This is a genomic window from Flavobacterium alvei (genome assembly GCF_002920895.1).
Lineage (GTDB): Bacteria > Bacteroidota > Bacteroidia > Flavobacteriales > Flavobacteriaceae > Flavobacterium > Flavobacterium alvei.
Genome location: NZ_PQVG01000007.1, coordinates 207,835 through 228,104, shown reverse-complemented (window position 1 = coordinate 228,104; position 20,270 = coordinate 207,835). Strand labels below are relative to the sequence as shown.

The window sequence follows — 20,270 nt, the reverse complement described above, 5'->3', positions numbered from 1 at the left end:
GAATTTGAGTTTATAAAGAATATTTCAAAGTCACTCCATAAGTTCTTTGGTCTCCCAAAACTGCTGCATATTGACCAGAATTTCCTCCTGCAGGAAGTAATTGTTCGTAATAATCTTTGTCCAAAAGGTTGCGCCCCCAGATGCTAGCAGACAAACCATCGGCTACACGGAAACCTAAACGACCATTGAAAATAGCGTAACCAGGAACTACTAAATATTTCGATGCAGAAGGGCTTGATGAGAATTCAGAACGAGCGTAACCATCAAGAGCTATGAAAAATTTACCTAGGTTTCCGAAGAATTTTGCGTTTTTAGTATATTCAGTACCTAAGCTTCCTGCCCATTTTGAAGTTCCTGGCAAGTCGGTTCCTGATACATCTTTGAAAGATACAGCAGATCCAGTTTCTTCTAATGGGAGTGGAGCATTAGTGAATTTCACATATTTTCCGTCAGTATAAGAGGCAGCTCCATTTACAGAGAAATGGTTGTTAATTACAAAACTAGCATCTAATTCTGCCCCTTTTACACGTACTTGATCTGCATTGGCAAGATACCCTCGATTCACACCTAATTCAGCGGCTTGAACATTGGTTTGGAAATCTTTAATATCAGTATTAAAGAAAGTCAAGTTCAAAATAGAATTTTTAAAAGGCGAGGTTTTAATTCCAAATTCATAATGAGTAACATCTTCTGGCTTAACAGTTGCAAGATCACTTAAAGTTTGACCAGCAGGCGGAGTAGGAAGACCTGCCACATTTACTCCAATAGGTTTGTAGCTTTTTGCAAAAGTTCCATAAGCATTGATTTTAGCGGATGCTTTGTAGGATACCGTTATGTTTCCAGAAAAGTCCGTATCATCATTATCTGATGAGAAGTTTTGATCGGTATAAACTTTCTTTTTTAACGCAATTAATGCAGGATCAGTAGTTTGAAGTCCTCCGTATGTTTTACGGTCATAATCTGCATCTTTCTTGTCGTAGTTGTATCTTAAACCTAGTAAAACATGCAGTCTATCTGTTACAGCCCAGTCCAATTGACCGAATACTGCAGCACTAGTTGAATGTATTTGGGCATTGGTTTTTATTCCATATCCTTCAAAAAGACCTGGGGTTTTCCATAATGCAGTATTTGCGGGTGTAAATGAGTCTTGTGAAAATCTCCATTGTGCGGTACCAGATTCTTCCGTTCCTTTTGTTTTTGAGGTTTGGTCAATAAAAAATACACCTACAACACCATTTAATTTTGAGGTAATTTTTCCAGCATAACGAACTTCTTGTGTAAATTGTGTTTGTCTAGAAGGATTTTGTGATTTTGCCAATACTTGCAAACCGGTAAAATCTCTATCATTGGATGGATCCCAAGTCCAAAAACGCCAAGCTGTGGTTGAAGTCAATGTTCCTCCGCCAATTTTTGATTCAACATTCAAAGAAGCTCCACCTAAATCTTGTCCTGAACGCCAAGGAGTGTCGTGATCGATTTTACGGTCAAAAGCATTTAAACTAGGAAGTTGGTAATTCAAATCAGCAATAATGGCGTTAAATTGGCGTTGTGGAACTCTTTTTGTTGGAGCAACACCTGCAACTACTTGAGCATATCCGTCATTGTGTTGAGTAGTAATATCTGCTGCTAATGTGATATTAGTGTTTTCAGTTGGAGTAAAAAGCAATTGACCTCTAATACCTTGATTGTTCAGTGTGTTTGTTGGTTTTCCGGTTCTAATATTATCGATAATACCATCACGTTGTGTACCCGAAAATGAAAGGCGACCAGCGACATTTTTAGCTAAAGCTCCAGTAACCGAAGCCTTTGCTTGTAGGTAGGCAAAATTTCCATAACTCACTTCAAAATTCGCTCCCGAAGTGAAACTAGGTTTGCGAGTAGTAATGTTAAAAGCACCCGAAGTCGTATTTTTTCCAAACAAAGAACCTTGCGGCCCACGCAAAACTTCAATTCGCTCTACATCAATAAAATCTAAAGTCGTAGCTGCTGGACGAGCATAATAAACTCCGTCCACATAGAAACCAACTCCAGGGTCAATACCGTCATTGGTCAATCCATAAGGAGAACCTAAACCACGAATGTTAATTCCTGTATTTCTCGGATTGGAGGAATATAATTGAACAGATGGAACCAATTCTTTGATGCGATTTACGTTGAAAGCGCCAGCTTGTTCTGCTTGCTTACCTGTTACTACTGATACAGCAATCGGAATATCTTGTGCTTTTTCGATCCTTCTTCTTGAGGTAACTACTACTTCCGAAAGTACTTTTTCTTCACCGGTAGCAATAGTTATTTGTAAGGGTTTAGTAGTAGTTGGTAGTTCGGTTATTTTAAGTTCTTTGGTGTTATAACCTGCATATTGTACAATGATGGTAAACGGAAGTGCTTTGGCAGCAATGCTAAAGTTACCATTAGCATCTGTAGTTGTTGTATTGACAGTTCCTTTCACCACTATGTTAACACCTTCTACAGGTGATTCTTGTTCGTCTTTCACTACTCCTTCTAAAAGAGTTTGACCATAGGATGTTGAGAAAATTAAAAGTAAAATTAAGGTCGAAATTGTTTTTGTATAAATTGTTTTCATTGTTATATATCTTATATGTAATTAGTAGAGTTTAAAATCAAATTTTTTAAAGCCAACACATACACATCATTTTATAGTCTTGTTTTGCAATTCTTATCAGTTTTTTTTTGGGGTTTTGTTCTTTCAAAAAAGCGAATTTGTTTTGATTCGTTTTCATAGGTTTAAATTTTCTAGTTATTATTGTTTTAATTCTGGGGCAAATATATAATTAATTCTATATAATTAGTAGAGTTAATGAAATATTTTTTTAATTTTTTATCAAGGTACCAATAGTAATGCCTTGCATTGCTTTCAGAGTTTCGTCTCTAATAGTTAGTAAACCGTGTCTTAGCGAGCATTCTGACTCGGTAGTACAGTCCGAACAAGGCTCGTAAAAATTTAATGAAGCACAAGGAAGAAGTGCAATTGCGCCATCAAATAATCGGTGAATATCGGCCAATGTTATTGTGTTTTTTGATTTTATGAGGTAATATCCGCCTAGTTTTCCTTGCTTGCTACTCACAAAATGACCTCTTTTTAGCTCCAATAAAATCTGTTCCAAAAACTTTTTGGGAATATTGGCACCTTCTGCAATTTCGATAGTCCTAGCAATGTGACCTTCTTCTTGCTGAGCTAAATAGAGTAAAGCTTTAAGTGCGTATTTGGTTTTATGTGATAGCATTTTAATATAGGTTTATTTGTGTAAAAATAATGATTTTTATTGTATTTGCTACGATGAAAATTTTCAATCGAATTTACAATTTTATTTACATCAATTTTGAAACAAATTGAAGTTAGATAATTCAGGAGAGCTGATATCTTTATTTAATTGCAATCTGTCCAACATTATTTTGAACTAACCATTCTCGAGAATCGGGGAGTTGTGTTTTAATATTGCAATTAAGGAAGCTAGCACTATCAGTATGACGAATATAAAAACCAAAGGCATTGGTGTTGCCAAATTTACTTCCTTCAGGATATTTGCCATCATATTCCATAACGGTTTGGTCAGTTGTGTTTATTCCGCCTTTCATCATAAAATTTAGGTTTTCGAATGTGATATTTTGAATGTGGTGCCCTTTTATACCCGTAATTATTGAAGGATATTGTTGGGTAAAATCTGTACCGGTTATGTTTTTAAAATAAATGTTGGAAATACTGCCAATCCTAGGTTTTCTGCCAGGTACAGTTCTGTTTCTATTGGCCAAAAGTATAAAAATTGCTTGACCTGAATTGGTAATTGTACAATCTGAAATGCTAATGTTATCAATAACTGCTCCATCCATTGATTCAATGGCTATGGCAGAATTTTGTTTTACATTTTTGATTATCAAACCTGAAACGTCAAAGTTTGTAAAACTCCCAAGTCCATCGGTGCCTAACTTAAATGCGTTTCCAGCATTTACATTCAGTTTGTCTATAACGCAATTTTTTACAACAATGTCTTTGCATCCATATTCGCTACCGCTTTTAAAACAAATGCCATCATCTTCTGATTTGATGTCACAATTTTCTATAAGCACATCGTGGCAATCTACAATGTCTATTCCGTCTCTATTTGGGGTTAATTTACCAGAATCGACCTTGATGTTTTGAATCTTGATATGGTCTGATTCTATATAAACCTGTGTCCAACAAGCTGGGTCAATCAAAGTGATTTGGCTTACGGTTATGTTTTTGGAAGCTACAAAAGCTAAGATAGAAGGGCGGTCTTTTTCTGTCCCTAAATCTTTAACATACATCCATTTGTTGTAATCACCTTGCCCATCAATTGTACCTTTGCCAGTTATCGTTACATTTTGGATATGATCGCCATAGAATAACCGGCGTTGGCAGTCTTCGAGCATTCGGTTTGGAAATAAAGTGTTGATTTTGTGATGTGGATAATCTTTTTCTTCATCAGATTGTATGCCCAAAATGGTTGCCAATGAATCTATTTGCAAAGTCATATCGCTACCTAATTGCAGTTGACCTGTTAAGAATTTTCCTTTCGGAAAAAGTACTGTTCCTCCAGTTCCTTTACATTTGTTTATGGCTTTTTGAATCGCATCTTGGTCATTCGATACGCCATCACCTTTTGCACCGTATTCATAAACGTTGTAGATTGTATTTTTTCTCGTCGTATTCGAGCCTAATAAAGATAAAGGGAAAAGTAAAAAGAGAATGTATTTTTTCATTGAACCTCTTTAGTTGAGTTTAACATTTTTAAAGCGCTTTCTGCAATTGGGTTTTCAGGGAATTCTTCAAGAGTTTTTTTGTAAAATTCAATGGCTTTTGTTCCATTTCCAATTTGGCTGTAACAAAAAGCGATATTGCATAATGCCATTTCTCTATAATTCATCTTGGAAGAACTCAAAAGAGTGATAAATCTGTATTTGTCAATCCATTCATTTCTGGTAAAGAATTCATAGCTTTTTTCATATTCAGAAATGGCCTTTTCGTATTGATTGGTTTTGAATAATTGTATTCCTCTTCTATGATTTTTGGGTATAAAATAGCGTAAACCCATAGATAGAGTCAAATAGGTCAAAGCACCGTAAAATGCAGGATCTTTAAAACCCAAATAATGATAAATAGCTATTAATAAAAATATAAAAGGAATCTGGGGAACTAATGAAATCCAAGCAACTTGCTTAATAATTGGAGGGTTTGATGCCATTATTTGGTTTTGTTTGTCTGGTTGGAAGTGAAGCTTGCGCTATTTTTTACACTTTTCGTTAATAATATTTTTGGATTCTAAATAGCCAAGACTAAGTGCTTTTTTTAAATCGGAGCAATAGTCTTTTTTGATTTTAAAATTAATATAATAAAGTGCTCTGTTGTAATATCCTTCGGGGTCATTGGGGCTTAAAATCACGACTTGGTCAAAATCATTTATGGCATCTTTTAGATTGAGCATAGCTTTTGAAATAGCTCTATTTTGATAGGCTTCTGCAAATTTTGGATTGATTTTTATTGCTTTGTCAAAATCTAATATTGCTTCTTTATGTAAATGCAATTCCTTTTTTAAAACCCCCCTGTTTTCATAAGCTGCGAGATATTCAGGATTAAGTTCAATGCTTTTTGAATAATCAGAAATTGCTCCGTTCAAATCATTGATTTTTGATTTGGAATACGCTCTATTAAAATAGGATTTTTTTAAATTTCCATTCAAAGAAATACTTTTTGTAAAATCTTCAATGGCATTTTTGAATCTTTTTAGTTTAATATTCGAGATACCTCTACTAAAATAAATTTTGGCGTCCTTTGGATTTAATGAAATGGCTGTGTCATAGTTAGAAATAGCATCAAGATATTGCTTGGATTCATAATAACGATACCCTCTAAAATAATAGTTTTCTACATTTTTGGGTTCTTTAATAATTAAAGCATTTAACTCTTCAATATCTTTTGTAATCTCTATTTCTAATTCATCATCAAAAGATTGTTGAGCATAAGTTGTAAAATAAGAACATAATAGAAAGAAATAGAGGCTAATTTTCATAAATGAATTCTAGATTTGTTTATTAAAACTAAACGAGCACTAAAAACTGAACACTAATTACCAACTTCCGCCAGATCCACCACCAGAGAAACCTCCGCCGCCAAATCCACCACCGAATCCGCCACCGCCAGATGAACCTCCTCCAAATCCGCCACCAAAGCTTCCGCCGCCTCCACGTCCTAGATTACTTAAGATAATGACATCCAACAAACTTGGTCCACCACCTGAATTGCCTGAATTTCCACTTCCACCACCTTTGTTTCTAGAAGCGAGTGCAATGATAATTATGAGAATGATGATAAAAGGTACAAACGGAAAATTTTTCCCTTTGGATTGTTTTCGTTCGCCTTTGTATTTGCCCTTGAAAACGTCAAAAAGAGCATCGGCACCTTTGTCCAATCCTCTGTAATAACTTCCCGCCTTGAATTCGGGAATGATGATATTTCTGGTAATTTCTCCGCCAATTCCAGCAGTTAATTTGTCTTCAAGGCCGTAACCTGGTGAAATCCAAATTTTTCTTTCGGTTTTTGCTAATAGAATAATAACGCCATTGTCATTTTCTTTGCTTCCGCCAATTCCCCATTCTTGTCCCCATTTTGGAGTCAAAATGCCAATATCTTCGCCTTTCAAGCTTTCGATAGTGATAACCACTATTTGGGTTGAGGTAGAATCCGAATACCGAATGAGTTTTTCTTCTAGTTGTGCTTTTTCATCAGCACTCAAAACTTTGGCATAATCATAAACCGAAGTTTGAAAATCTGGCTTTTTGGGAATTGTAAATTGAGCAAAACCAATTTGTGTAAACAGGAAACAAACGAGTAGTTTCAGGAAAAGTGAAGTAATATTTTTTTGTAATAGCATTATCCTTTTGATATTTCGTTTGATAATTCGTTCGTGTCACCGTTTTGATAAGGGAAATATTTTTTCAGTTGTTCGCCGGCACTTAAAATGCCATCAACAATGCCTTGTTTGAAGTTTCCTGATTTGAATTCGACTACCATTTTATCTTTGGTACTATCCCAAAAATCGGTTTCCACTTTATCATTTATTCCTTTGTCGCCACAAATGGCAAATGATTTATCGGCTACGGCAAAGTAAAACAAAACTCCATTTTGGAGCTCGGTGGCATCCATTCCCAATTCGTGAAAAACTTCCAAAGCCCGGTCATAAGGAGCCTTGGAAGTCGTTTTTTCTATATGTACTCTAATCTCGCCAGAAGTTTCCTTTTCAGCCATACGAATAGCTTCAACAATCGCTTGTTCTTCTTCTTTGGTTAAAAAATCTTCTACTTTTGACATTTAGTTTTGAATTAGAATTTTACTTCAACTGGTTTATCAGCACCTTCAACTGCTTTGAAATATGGTTTTTCTTTATATTTTCCTAAGAAGATACTTTGTGGCATTGCCAATACATAACCATTGTAATCTTGAACTGATTCGTTAAAACGAGTTCTTGCAGTAAGAATTTGATTTTCGGTACTTGCCAATTCGTCTTGTAATTTCAAGAAGTTTTCATTGGCTTTCAAAGTTGGATATTGCTCCACACTAACTAATAATCTAGATAAAGAAGAAGAAACTCCAGATTGAGCAGAATTAAAAGCTGCCAATTGTTCTGGAGTAACGTTTGCAGGGTCAATAGTTACTGAAGTTGCTTTTGCTCTCGCTTCGATTACGGCAGTCAAAGTACTTTTTTCGAAATCGGCAGCACCTTTAACGGTGTTTACTAAATTTCCAATAAGGTCATTTCGTCTTTGGTAGGCTGTGTTTACATTTCCCCATTCTTTATTGACAGCCTGATCTTTTTGCAAGCCTGTGTTCATAATTCCCATTACCCAAAAAGCAATGATTAAGATAAATCCAATTCCAACAATCCAAGGTAAAAATTTTTTAAAATCCATTTTTGTTTAATTTAAGGTTTAGTTTTTATTTATTGTTTTTAAATTCTGCTTTCTAAATTCTACAATTCATTCTTAATATTAGTTAATTGTACTTTAATTGCTTCCAATTTACTGATAATATCAAATTTATCCAAAGTTTTCTTTTGGCCTTCCTTCAAATGTGTTCGGGCGCCTTCGAGCGTAAAACCTCTTTCTTTGACTAAATGATAAATCAATTGCAGGTTTTTTACATCTTCTGGTGTAAACATCCTGTTGCCCTTTGCGTTTTTCTTGGGTTTGAGAATGTCAAATTCACTATCCCAAAAACGAATGAGCGAGGCATTCACATCAAAAGCTTTGGCTACTTCGCCAATGCTGTAATATCTTTTGTCTGCCGATAATTCTATGTGCATATTTTATAGCTTTTTCTATGTTCTTTTCTATATTCTTTTCTCTCTTTTCGACTTAATCAAACGACTGATTCTCCTGATTCGCTGCTTGTGCAATGGCCACATATTCTACAGCCGAAATGTTTCCGTAATAAAAGTTCAGCGGATTCACAACTTTACCATTTTTATGCACTTCATAATGCAAATGTGGTCCTTCTGATCTTCCGGTGCTTCCTACATAACCTATCACGTCGCCACGTTTAATACTTTGTCCTGCCCTGCATTTGTATTTGCTAAGATGACCATATAAAGTTTCATAACCAAATCCGTGTCTAATTACAATATGATTTCCATATCCCGAAGCTGTATTATCAGCTTTAGCAACAACGCCATCACCTGTGGCATAAATAGGAGTTCCCGTTTTAGCCGTAAAATCCATTCCTTCGTGCATTTTTCTGGCTTTGGTAAAAGGGTCAGTTCGATATCCAAAACCCGAAACCATACTTTTTAAATTTTCATTCTTCACCGGTTGAATTGCTGGAATGGCTGCTAATAATTTATCTTTTGCCTTGGCCATTTTCAAAATGTCATCCAATGATTTTGACTGAATGGCTAGCTCTTTTCGCAACACATCAATTCTTTTTGTCGTATTGGTTACCAACTGCGAATTGTCATAACCTTCTAAATCTTTATAGCGATTAACCTCTTTAAATCCCGATTTCCTTTCTTCTTCTGAAATAGGTGACGCATTAAAATAAACCCTATATAAATTGTTGTCTCTTTCTTCTATAATCTCAATTACATCCTCGACTTCCTCCATTTTTTTGTTCAAAATAGCATATCGCAATTTCAAATTCTCGATTTCGCGAGCCTGCTTTTTATTTTTTGGAGTTTCAAAATAAGGTGTATTCAATAAAATAATGAAACTTAAAACACCAAACAATCCCGAGGCTACTAAAAACAATAAAACAACGCCAATTTTCTTCCTGGTTTTGGTTATTATCTTTCGATAGGCTAGATTTTCGGAATCGTAATAATATTTTACTTTCGCCATATTTTAAAATACCCTATTTTTGCACATCGTAAAAAGGTTAGTCGAACAAATTTAATAAATGTTTCATTTTTTCAACCCTTTTTTCGATAATAAATAAATATAAAGCTGATTGAAAGATTTAAAAATTTAATGATTGAAGAATTGTTGAATTATGAATTTTGCAAGAGATTTAATTTAGCCTTAGAGCAGATAACTTAAAATTTGCCAAAAGCTTACTTAATCTTTTAATTTTTAAATCTTTTAATTTTTAAATTATAAAAATGAAATCACAAGACGTACGCAAACAATTTTTAGATTTTTTCGAAAGCAAAGGCCATTTAATAGTTCCTTCAGCTCCAATTGTTCTTAAGAACGACCCAACTCTGATGTTCAACAACTCAGGAATGGCGCAATTCAAAGAATATTTTTTGGGCAACGCCACACCAAAAAGCAAAAGAATTGCCGATACGCAAAAATGTCTTCGTGTTTCAGGAAAGCATAATGACCTTGAAGAAGTAGGAATCGATACCTATCATCATACGATGTTCGAAATGCTGGGCAACTGGTCCTTTGGCGATTATTTCAAAAAAGAAGCTATCAACTGGGCGTGGGAATTGTTGACCGAAGTGTATAAAATACCAAAAGACATTCTTTACGTTTCTGTTTTTGAAGGAAATGCCGAAGAAAACGTGCCTTTCGATCAAGAAGCCTATGATATTTGGAAAACTTTAATCGATGAAGACCGAATTATTCTTGGAAATAAAAAAGACAATTTCTGGGAAATGGGAGATCAAGGACCTTGTGGACCTTGTTCAGAAATTCACGTGGACATTCGTTCTGCCGAAGAAAAAGCTTTGGTTTCAGGAAAATCTTTAGTGAATAATGACCATCCTCACGTGGTGGAGATTTGGAACAATGTATTTATGGAATTCAACCGTAAAGCCGATGGTTCTCTAGAAAAATTACCAGCACAACACGTCGATACTGGAATGGGATTCGAAAGATTGTGTATGGTTTTGCAAGGTGTTCAATCGAATTATGATACCGATGTTTTTACACCATTAATTAGAGAAATCGAATTAATTACAGGAGCTAAATACACCATCAAAGCTTCTAACGAAGAGGAAGAAAAAATAAATATTGCTATTCGTGTCATTGCCGATCACGTTCGTGCAGTAGCTTTCTCTATTGCAGATGGTCAATTGCCATCGAATACTGGAGCGGGTTATGTGATTCGTAGAATTTTGCGTCGTGCAATTCGTTATGGCTTTACTTTTTTAAATACCAAAGAGCCTTTTATTTACAAATTAGTAGAGACTTTGAGTGCTCAAATGGGGGATTCTTTCCCAGAAATAAAATCACAAAAAACACTTTGTAGCAACGTGATTCGTGAAGAAGAAAATTCTTTTTTAAGAACACTGGATCAAGGTTTGGTGCTATTAGAAAATATAATTACCAATTCAAAAGATACTGTTATTTCAGGTAAAAAAGCTTTTGAATTGTTTGATACTTATGGTTTTCCAATTGATTTAACGGCTTTGATTCTTTCGGAAAAAGGATTGAGTTTAGACGAAGCGGCTTTTGAATCGGAATTGCAAAAACAAAAAGAACGTTCTCGTGCGGCATCCAAAGTGAAAGCGGGAGATTGGCAAGATTTAATTGATGACGAAGAGCAAGAGTTTATTGGTTACGATTACACCGAAGCCAAAGTAAAAATCACTCGTTACAGAAAAGTAGAAAGTGTAAAAGATGGCGAAATTTTCCAATTGGTTTTCAATATGACGCCTTTTTATCCAGAAGGTGGTGGTCAAGTTGGCGATGCGGGAGTTTTGGAAACGGCTAATGGCGATGTGATTTATATCCTTGATACCAAAAAAGAAAACAACCAAATTATTCATTTTACGAAAGAATTGCCAGCAAATCTTACAGAAATTTTTAAAGTAATTGTAGCTCCAGATCGCAGAAGAAAATCGGCTGCCAATCACTCGGCGACGCATTTGATGCACCAAGCTTTGCGTTCTATTCTTGGAACTCACGTAGAGCAAAAAGGATCCTTAGTAAATTCTAATAATTTGCGTTTCGATTTCTCGCATTTCTCGAAAATGACAGACGATGAATTGAAACAAGTAGAAGACTTTGTAAATGCTAGAATCCAAGAGCAATTGCCTTTGATTGAAAGAAGAAATATTCCTTTTCAGCAAGCGGTTGACGAAGGAGCGATGGCCTTGTTTGGCGAAAAATATGGGGATGCTGTTCGTGCCATCAAATTTGGCGAAAGTATGGAATTGTGTGGTGGAATTCACGTAGGTAACACAGCTGATATTTGGTATTTCAAAATTGTTTCAGAAGGAGCAGTTGCAGCAGGAATTCGTCGTATTGAAGCGATTACTAGCGATGCGGTGCAAACCTATTTCGAAACCCAAGAAAAAATTCTAGAAGAGGTTAAAACCATTTTGAAAAATCCACAAGATGTTATCAAATCAGTTCATTCGTTGCAAGACGAGAATGCCAAATTAAAAAAACAATTGGAAGTTTTATTGAAAGATAAGGCCAAAAATATGAAAGGCGAATTAGCACAAGAACTGCAAGAAATAAACGGAGTACAATTCTTAGCAAAACAAGTTGATTTAAGTCCAGAAGGAGCAAAAGATTTGGCTTACGAATTAGGAACTTTAGGCAAAAATATTTTCCTAGTTTTGGCTACAGCCGAAGAAGGTAAACCAATGCTAAGCTGTTATATTTCCAAAGAATTGGTTGCTGAGAAAAACCTAAACGCAGGTCAAGTTGTTCGTGAATTAGGTAAATTTATACAAGGTGGAGGCGGAGGACAACCTTTCTTTGCCACTGCAGGAGGGAAAAATGTTGATGGAATTCCAGAGGCTTTGGCAAAGGCAGTTGACTTTGTGAAGTAGTATTTGAAATAGTTCTAAAAAAAGGGTTTGACTTTTAAATCAAACCCTTTTTTATTTTGAAATCAAATTATTTTTTAGGAGCCCTACCTTTTTGAGCATTTACGGCATCTCGATAGAGTTTATATCTGTCATCACCTAATAATTCTCTTAGTCTTGCATTTTTGATTTTAGCATATACCTTTAATTTCATAATTTTTTCCTCTTCGGTAAAATCAGGATCAGCTCTTAATTCTTTTCCGTATTCGCCACTCTCTTTTATGAATTCTCTCATTTTGGCTTGTTCTTCGGGTGTAGCCTGAATTATTTTGAAAACTTCTAAAAGATTGGCTTCTTTTTTGGCTTTGGCAGTTTCTTTTTCTTCTTTGGATACGGTTTTTTCTTGAGGGGCTTTTTCTGCCTCTTTTTCTTGTGCTACAGCCGCCGTGTAGGAGAGGCATACTGCGAACAATGTTGTTAATAAGTGTTTCATTTTTTTAGGTTTGGGGATTACTAAAATTAATTTTAAAAAACTAAGTTGCAAATATAAATATTAATGTAAGTCAATGGCTGAAATTATGATTTTTAACTCAATATTTTTAATATTCGAAAGGAAATAAAGCTCGAATAAATGGCTCTATTTTTTAATATTGATGTCTAATTATCCAATGAAATGGAGCGAAAATTGTCTTAACTTTCGATTTTTGAAAGTAGTTTAACCGAAATATTAGGTTTGTAACGGAGAATTTTGGAGGCATTCTACTTATAAAGTTGATTTGCATTCCAAATTAGAGTCTTGGTTTTTTGAAAGACAAAAGGATTTAAAAGTTTATATGAATAAAGCAAAAAAAATAGTTGGTGTTCTAGTTGTTGTTTTAATGACGCTTTGTTCTTGCACAACAGAAACTGTTGAACAAACATCATTCTTAAAAAAGATAGTTGAAGTTTCAGTTGATGGCACTTCAAACACCACAAATCTTATTTACGACGGAAATAAAATTCTAACTATTGACAAAGTGGACCAACTTTTGAAATTTTATTATACTGGCAATTTCATTACAAAAGTTGTGGAATTAGATAAAACTACGCAACACACCAATACATTAGACTATTCTTATTCTGTGGAGGGTCAATTGACTAAAATAATTTCCTCAGATAATTACCTAATAAATTATGTTCACAATAGTGATGGTTCAGTTTCTTATGAGAAATTGACCAAAGATGCTACTAAGCCTGAAATTAAAAATTATCACGGAATTTTGTATTTTCAAAACGGAAATCTAGTGAAAGACGATAAAACTCAGGATGATGCAGGATCAGGGATTTTGATTAAAAACACAATCAACATTCAATATGATTACAAAAATAATGCATTGAAAAATATTTTGGGTTTTACTAAATTATTAGATTACTCGAGATTAGTTTCTACTAATAATGAGGTTGTTAGTACAGAGGTTTACTCGGTTAAGGATGTTGATAACGACCAAATTACTTCTTCCATAAAACGAATCGATAGCCAATGCCAATACAATTCAAATGGGTATCCAACCGAAATTGTCTCTGAAAAAATACTATTTGGTGGTTCTGATTCCAACCATTTAAAGTCGCAATTATTCTATAATTAGTTCTATTTTTGTAAAAAATAATAGATGCAATTCAGAACTAAAATTTCTATTCCTCAAAGCGATTTTCCAATAGATTACGATTCTAAAATTCTGTCTTTGGGTTCTTGTTTTGCAGTGAATATGGCGGAGAAATTCGATTATTTTAAGTTCGAAAACACCTGTAATCCTGTTGGGATTTTATTTCACCCATTAGCAATCGAAAAACTAATAGATTTTGCCGTTTCTGGAAAACAATTTTGCGCGGAAGACGTTTTTTTTCATAATGAACGTTGGCATTGTTTCGATGTGCATTCCGATTGCAGTCATTCAAATAAAGATGAATTATTGCTGAATTTAAACACAATTCTCGAATCGACAAGGCTACAAATAACCGAATCCACACACGTTATAATTACCTACGGAACTTCGTGGGTGTATCGAAATATAGCAACCAAAGAAATTGTGGCGAATTGCCATAAAGTGCCGCAAAAGCAATTTGGAAAGGAGCTTTTATCGGTTGGTGCTATTGAAAAATCCATCCAAAACACTTTAGATTTAATCCAGAAAGTGAACCCAAAAGCGACGATTATTTTCACGGTTTCGCCAGTTCGTCACCTCAAAGACGGTTTTGTAGAAAACCAACAAAGTAAAGCGCATTTGATTACAGCAATCCATACAGCCATCAACCAACAACTATCAACTAACAACTATTTCCCTTCTTACGAAATAATGATGGACGAACTTCGTGATTATCGTTTTTATGCCGAAGATATGATTCATCCGAGTCAGGTGGCGATTGATTATATTTGGCAACGGTTTTCAGAAACTTCCATTTCTGAGGAAAGTCTTTCTGTTATGAAAGAAGTCGAAACCATTCAAAAAGGATTGCAGCACCGACCATTCAATCCCAATTCCGAAAGTCATCAGCAATTTTTATCCAAACTTCAAGATAAAATGATGCAAATTCAAAAACAGTTTCCTCAAATTCAGTTTTAAAAAATACGTAATTCTTCGTATTGATTCTATTACATAATTGATGCAGATTTGTAAAGTACTAACCAACAAATCAAATCATTATGAAAAAAAACCAACTTATATTATTTCTTGGGCTTTTTCTCTTACTATTTTCTGAACCAGTTTTTGCACAGAAAAAAGTGTTGACCGACGAAGAAGAAGTGACCGAAATGGTGACCAAGGAAATGGATGAACTTTTCAAAGACAAGGATTTCCTTAAACAAAAAGACAAAAAATTTAAGGATGTCAAAGGAACAATTGTCTCAGACATTAGCGTGATTCAAAGCGGAAAAGTGTCCACACTTTTCAAGGTCGATAGCGATATCAACAATCCTTCGTTTACTAATTTTCTTTTAGATTATATCATCAATTATAAATTCAAATTCAAACTACAAAAACAACAACGTTATAAAATTCGATACACTGTAACTTTTTAAATAATTAACTAAAAACGCAAAAAAATGAAGAAACTAACACTTTTGATGTTGAGCATCTGTATGATGGCAACAGCGCCAACTTCGGCACAATTCGGCAAACTTTTGGATAAAGCCAAAAATGCAGTTTCTGGCAGCGGTGCCGGAAAAAAAACAGGAAGCTTTGCCACAGTTTGGGAATCAGAATTTGAAAACAAAGCTACCCGATTAGCAGTTTGTGGATACGATGGCGAAATTGTTATTGGTACCGACGATAATTCAGCATCGGTATTAGACGCATCAGGAAAAGCAATGTGGAATGGAGATTATAAAAAATTAACCACTAACGGTACTAATAAATCGGAGTATCAATATACACAATGGAGAGCTGATAAAGGAGGATATCTTTTTCTTTTCGATGAACGCAAATTGGGAACAGACAGAGTGGCCTGTTTAGACATTCAAACCGGAAAAGAATTGTGGAATTCAGAATCGTATCAAAACTTGATTCCAAAAGGAACTAAAGCCGAAGAAGGTGCCGATCAAGGCGAATTGGAAACCGTGAAATACATTTCAGAGTTGGATGCTTTTATGATTTCGCAAAAAGGCTCCATTATTTTGGTGAAAGCCAAAACAGGAGAAAAAATTTGGGAAACCAATAGATTCAAAGGAGGAGTTGGAAAATATATTTACAACAAAGAAAAAAACGAAATCATTTTGGCCAATTTCAAACCTACGGCTTTGGGAGCTTTGTTTGCAGGTTTCAAAAACCAATTGGTAAGAATCAATGCTTCGAACGGTGAAATTTTGTGGGACGCCACTTTTGTGGGAACTGTAGAAAAAGAATTGGTTACCCGAAGAGCCATTTTGGATATGTGGATTAAAGACAACAAAGTGTTCTTGTATCTCAACGGACTTACGGTTTATGACTACAATAACGGACAAAAACTGTGGGAAGCCATTTATGAAAATGATATGGACGGCGGCGGAGGTGGAATGTTTTCGAATACTCAAAGCAAAAAGTATTATAGAACCATTGCCGAACCTTTATTTACCGATAATGCGGTTTATATCGTGATGTTAGGAACCAGAGATAGAACGAAATATGTCGAAAAACACGATTTAGCTTCGGGTAAATTATTGTGGGCTACCGAGAAAGTAACTGGGTCATTTTGTGTACCCAATATTTACAAAACAGGCAATAAAGTATTGATACAAATAGGCGGAAAAGTACAAGTTCAGGAGTATAGAATGGAAAGCAGATCTGATGGAATGGGGGGAACTTACAAACAGCGAGTGCCTTATATCTATTGGGATTACAAAGCACAGAAAAACGGCTTGGTTTGTTTGGACGATAGCAACGGAAAATTGGCTTGGCGTTCCGATAAATTCGACAAACGCATTACCGATATGATTTTGAACGAAGATAAAACCGTTTTTGCTGGTGATGGCGACCAGTTTTATTGCTACGACATTGCTTCGGGCAAACAATTATTCGATGTAAAACACGACGATGCGGGAGTGGGAAAAGCGACCGACGTTATCGATTTTGATGACAAAGTAGTGGTGCTTTCTGAAAAAGGTCTAGCGGCTTACAACAAGAAAGACGGTTCAAGAGCCTATGCCACCGAAAAAATCAAAGGAGTGGATTATTTTTATCACATAGGTAATAATTATTTCTTGAGAGATCAAAGAAATAGCAAAAACATCATTTACGGAATCGATATGACCAATGGCGAAACCAAAGGGTCGGTGCAATCTAAAGGGAAAGGTGGTAGTCCACAATATGGAGATGGAATCGATATTACTTCAGATGGAGAATATATTTTTGCTTTCAAAGGTAGAAAAGTAGAAAAAATTAAAGTAAACAATTAAGCGTTTTTAGTTGTAATGAAAAGGGTTGTGAATTGATTTTCATGGCCCTTTTCTAATTAAATTCTACTAAAAATAAAACTCTTAATACGCTTAATTTTCTTAATGGTTTAAAAAAAATTTTATGAAAAAATCTACATTTTTACTTCTCTATTCTCTATTCTTTTCTCTTTGTTCTGTGCAAGCCCAACAAATTCAATGGGCTAGCAAATTAATCAAATTCTCCACCGATTTAGGAGGTAAACAAAACGGCATCAAAAGAATTCTTGGTAAACCCGATTCTTTTCCGCAAGGAGGCAGTTCTGCCAATGCTTGGATGCCCAAAAATGCACTCGACGGCAAAGAAGTGATAGAAGTAGGTTTCGAAAAACCACAATTGGTAAAACAGATTGCCGTTTGCGAAAATCTGAATGCAGGTTGCGTGGTGAAGATTTCAGTGGATAATGGTTCTGGAAATTATGAAACGGTTTGGGCCCGAAAAAGAGATTGGAGAACACCCACTTTCAAATCGACCGCAACAGCAGATCACGCTTATTATTTTGGTCGAAAAAGACGAAAAGTGCAAGAAGTGCCCAATGTTTTCAATCCCGGAATTGAATATGCGGTTTTGGAAAATGCCGTTGCCAACGTAGTTGCAATAAAAGTGGAATTCAATTTTGCTTTGCTTCCAGGTCCAAAACAAATTGACGCCATCGGTATTTCCGATTCAGAGAAACCTATCGAAATAAAAATCAATTCTAATTCTGCTTTCGAAAATTTGCCCAATCCAGAATCTTTGGAGTTCGATAACAGCGAAGTTTCTAATGTGATAGTTTCGCAAGACGGACAAAAAATTTTCTATTCCGCTTTTGCCGAAAATAAAGATGTAGTTTTTTCGAGCCATAAACAAGCCGACGGAAAGTGGGCAAAACCAGCCTTGGCAGAACCCAGTTTGAGTTTGAACGACGAATACAATTATCTGGAGTTTTACAGTGATAAATTCATTCTGAAAGGTGGCGTGGAATACACAAAAAACACTACCGAAACCGGATTTGAATTTCTCGAAAACAAAAACGGGAGTTTCCAAAGCCTGAAACCACTGAAAATTGCCGCTTACAACAACTATGATAAAACTGCCGACCTGACGATGACCAACGACGGCAAAATCTTGATTATGGGAATCGAAACAGACTTTACCCAAGGCGGAACCGATTTGTATTTTGCCGACAGAAAAGAAGATGGCACTTATGGTTTGTTGCAAAATATGGGTAAAATCATCAATTCAGCTGCCGATGAGGGAATGCCACAGTTGCTCTCGGATAACAAAACCCTGCTTTTTAGCAGCATTGGTTTCAGCAGTTACGGCAATTATGATATTTACGTGTCATATAGATTGGACGACAGTTGGAAAAAATGGTCGGAACCCATTAATCTTGGAAATAAAATAAACAGCGACAGTTTCGAGGGTTCCCCATTTTATGACGAAACTACTGAAATGCTTTATTTTACCAGAGTTGTTGAAGGTAAATCGTCTATTAGTCGGGTGAAAATTCCGAAAAAAGAACTGGTGAAAAATTGATTTTTAATACTTTAAAAATACGAAAAACTTCGTATTTTTTTGGTTATGGCCACTGCTTATTTTTGATTTAACAATTTATAAAATCATTCAAAATGAAAAAACAACTACTCTTTTTTGTATTCTTTTTATGCATTGGCAAAAGTTCATTTGCCCAATACACCAAACTATTAGATTTTGACGGTACTGCCAAAGGCAAATATCCTTACGGGACATTGTATTCCGATGGCATTTTTCTGTATGGAACGACAAGCATTGGCGGAACAAACGATTTGGGAACAGTGTTCAAAATTAAACCTGATGGAACAGGGTTTTCAAAACTATTGGATTTTGCAGGAACCACAAACGGAAGCAATCCTTACGGCAATCTTATTTCGGACGGGACTTTTCTTTACGGAATGACGGTCAATGGTGGCGCTAATAATTTGGGAACCATTTTCAAAATAATGCCCGATGGGACAGGCTACGCAAAACTGTTGGACTTTGCAGGAACATCTAATGGTGGCAATCCTTGGGGTTCGCTTATTTCTGATGGAACTTATCTTTACGGAATGACCTTTGTGGGAGGTTCAAACAGTATGGGAACCGTTTTTAAAATAAAGTTTGACGGAACTGGATTCACAAAATTATTAGATTTTGCGGGATTATCTAACGGAAGAAATCCTCGGGGAGATCTCTTTTATGACGGAACTTACCTTTATGGAATGACTAGTGTTGGTGGTTCGGATAATTTCGGAGTCCTGTTCAAAATGCTGCCCAATGGAACTGGATATACTAAGCTCCTAAACTTTGACAGTGTTACCAATGGAAGAAATCCACGTGGTAACCTAATTTTCGATGGCACTTATCTTTATGGAACTACTTCGGGTAGTGGAACAAACTCATCTACAAATTTTGGAACTATTTTCAAAATAATGCCAAATGGAACAGGATATGTAAAATTGCTGGAATTTGATGATGTCACAAAAGGGAGATATCCTTATGGGTCGTTACTATCAGACGGAACCTATCTATACGGAATGAGCTACAATGGTGGTATTGACAATTTTGGAACGCTGTATAAAATTATGCTTAATGGAACAGGGTTTACAAAATTAATAGATTTTAACATCACAAACGGTCAAATTCCTTGGGGTTCGCTTATTGCTGTAGGCTCATCACTTTATGGAATGACTGCTGGAGGTGGTACGGCTTTATCGGGAGTACTTTTTAAATACGGAATTTCAACTTTAAGTGTTGCCAAAAATCAAAAGCCAGATGATTTCAAAATTTATCCAAATCCTTCCAATGGAAATTTTAATATTGAGATTGACGAAAATTTAATAGGCTCAAAAGCTACAATTTTCAATCTTTTAGGTCAAAAAATAAAAGATTTTTCTTTGAATTCTACCACTACAACCGAGTTTTTAAACAAAGGAATTTATCTTCTGGAAATCGAAAAAGACGGAAATAAAACCACCCAAAAACTGATTGTTAATAAGGGTTGATCTCGGATTTTAAAAACAAAAAAATACGACATTTTTCGTATTTTTTTGTTAATACACCCTTCTTATTTTTGAAGAATAATTTTTAAAACTAC

General features: G+C 35.3%; 18 protein-coding genes. 7 read left to right on the top strand and 11 right to left on the bottom strand.

Going from position 1 to position 20,270, the window contains the following annotated elements; genetic code table 11:
• Positions 1-10 precede the first annotated feature (10 nt).
• The 10 genes from C3L50_RS13370 to C3L50_RS13325 all read right to left on the bottom strand — a co-directional run bounded on the left by C3L50_RS13370 (position 11) and on the right by C3L50_RS13325 (position 9,366).
• Complete coding sequence (locus tag C3L50_RS13370) at positions 11-2,584, bottom strand: TonB-dependent receptor (protein ID WP_103806680.1); 2,574 nt, start codon at positions 2,582-2,584, stop codon at positions 11-13.
• Positions 2,585-2,831: 247 nt separating this feature from the next.
• Positions 2,832-3,245: an RrF2 family transcriptional regulator gene (locus tag C3L50_RS13365; RefSeq protein ID WP_103806679.1), complete on the bottom strand. Its 414-nt coding sequence runs from the start codon at positions 3,243-3,245 to the stop codon at positions 2,832-2,834.
• 139 nt (positions 3,246-3,384) lie between these two features.
• On the bottom strand, positions 3,385-4,740 hold the full coding sequence (locus C3L50_RS13360) for a glycoside hydrolase family 28 protein (protein WP_103806678.1): 1,356 nt from the start codon (positions 4,738-4,740) through the stop codon (positions 3,385-3,387).
• Entirely contained in the window at positions 4,737-5,222 is a 486-nt protein-coding gene (locus tag C3L50_RS13355) for a tetratricopeptide repeat protein (RefSeq protein WP_103806677.1), read from the bottom strand. Before C3L50_RS13355 ends, C3L50_RS13360 begins: the two co-directional genes overlap by 4 nt.
• A 39-nt stretch (positions 5,223-5,261) precedes the next feature.
• Positions 5,262-6,047, bottom strand: a complete 786-nt coding sequence (locus tag C3L50_RS13350) for a tetratricopeptide repeat protein (protein ID WP_103806676.1) — start codon at positions 6,045-6,047, stop codon at positions 5,262-5,264.
• A gap of 57 nt (positions 6,048-6,104) precedes the next feature.
• Complete coding sequence (locus tag C3L50_RS13345) at positions 6,105-6,908, bottom strand: TPM domain-containing protein (RefSeq protein ID WP_103806675.1); 804 nt, start codon at positions 6,906-6,908, stop codon at positions 6,105-6,107.
• Positions 6,908-7,345: a TPM domain-containing protein gene (locus tag C3L50_RS13340; protein WP_103806674.1), complete on the bottom strand. Its 438-nt coding sequence runs from the start codon at positions 7,343-7,345 to the stop codon at positions 6,908-6,910. Before C3L50_RS13340 ends, C3L50_RS13345 begins: the two co-directional genes overlap by 1 nt.
• An 11-nt stretch (positions 7,346-7,356) precedes the next feature.
• The gene (locus C3L50_RS13335) at positions 7,357-7,944 is read right to left on the bottom strand and encodes a LemA family protein (RefSeq protein WP_103806673.1); all 588 of its coding nucleotides are present in this window, start codon (positions 7,942-7,944) and stop codon (positions 7,357-7,359) included.
• Positions 7,945-8,003: 59 nt separating this feature from the next.
• Positions 8,004-8,336, bottom strand: coding sequence for a MerR family transcriptional regulator (locus C3L50_RS13330; protein WP_103806672.1), 333 nt, complete (start codon positions 8,334-8,336; stop codon positions 8,004-8,006).
• A 52-nt stretch (positions 8,337-8,388) separates the two neighbouring features.
• Positions 8,389-9,366, bottom strand: a complete 978-nt coding sequence (locus C3L50_RS13325; protein ID WP_103806671.1) for a peptidoglycan DD-metalloendopeptidase family protein — start codon at positions 9,364-9,366, stop codon at positions 8,389-8,391.
• A gap of 260 nt (positions 9,367-9,626) precedes the next feature.
• Here C3L50_RS13325 and alaS point away from each other — a divergent pair, with 260 nt between their 5' ends.
• Positions 9,627-12,257: an alanine--tRNA ligase gene (alaS, locus tag C3L50_RS13320; RefSeq protein ID WP_103806670.1), complete on the top strand. Its 2,631-nt coding sequence runs from the start codon at positions 9,627-9,629 to the stop codon at positions 12,255-12,257.
• Positions 12,258-12,324: 67 nt separating this feature from the next.
• Here the strand turns inward: alaS and C3L50_RS13315 are convergent, their stop codons facing one another.
• Positions 12,325-12,726, bottom strand: coding sequence for a hypothetical protein (locus C3L50_RS13315; protein ID WP_103806669.1), 402 nt, complete (start codon positions 12,724-12,726; stop codon positions 12,325-12,327).
• Between the two features lie 340 nt (positions 12,727-13,066).
• Here C3L50_RS13315 and C3L50_RS13310 point away from each other — a divergent pair, with 340 nt between their 5' ends.
• The 6 genes from C3L50_RS13310 (at position 13,067) to C3L50_RS13285 (ending at position 20,178) form a co-directional block, all read left to right on the top strand.
• Complete coding sequence (locus tag C3L50_RS13310) at positions 13,067-13,858, top strand: hypothetical protein (protein WP_133158889.1); 792 nt, start codon at positions 13,067-13,069, stop codon at positions 13,856-13,858.
• A 24-nt stretch (positions 13,859-13,882) separates the two neighbouring features.
• Positions 13,883-14,833 (top strand): GSCFA domain-containing protein, encoded by a 951-nt coding sequence (locus C3L50_RS13305; RefSeq protein ID WP_103806667.1) that lies wholly within the window; start codon positions 13,883-13,885, stop codon positions 14,831-14,833.
• An 80-nt stretch (positions 14,834-14,913) separates the two neighbouring features.
• The gene (locus tag C3L50_RS13300) at positions 14,914-15,288 is read left to right on the top strand and encodes a hypothetical protein (RefSeq protein ID WP_103806666.1); all 375 of its coding nucleotides are present in this window, start codon (positions 14,914-14,916) and stop codon (positions 15,286-15,288) included.
• Positions 15,289-15,312: 24 nt separating this feature from the next.
• Positions 15,313-17,139, top strand: a complete 1,827-nt coding sequence (locus C3L50_RS13295; RefSeq protein WP_103806665.1) for an outer membrane protein assembly factor BamB family protein — start codon at positions 15,313-15,315, stop codon at positions 17,137-17,139.
• 121 nt (positions 17,140-17,260) lie between these two features.
• On the top strand, positions 17,261-18,694 hold the full coding sequence (locus tag C3L50_RS13290; RefSeq protein WP_103806664.1) for a TolB-like translocation protein: 1,434 nt from the start codon (positions 17,261-17,263) through the stop codon (positions 18,692-18,694).
• Positions 18,695-18,786: 92 nt separating this feature from the next.
• Positions 18,787-20,178, top strand: a complete 1,392-nt coding sequence (locus tag C3L50_RS13285; RefSeq protein ID WP_103806663.1) for a choice-of-anchor tandem repeat GloVer-containing protein — start codon at positions 18,787-18,789, stop codon at positions 20,176-20,178.
• The last annotated feature ends 92 nt before the right edge of the window (positions 20,179-20,270 follow it).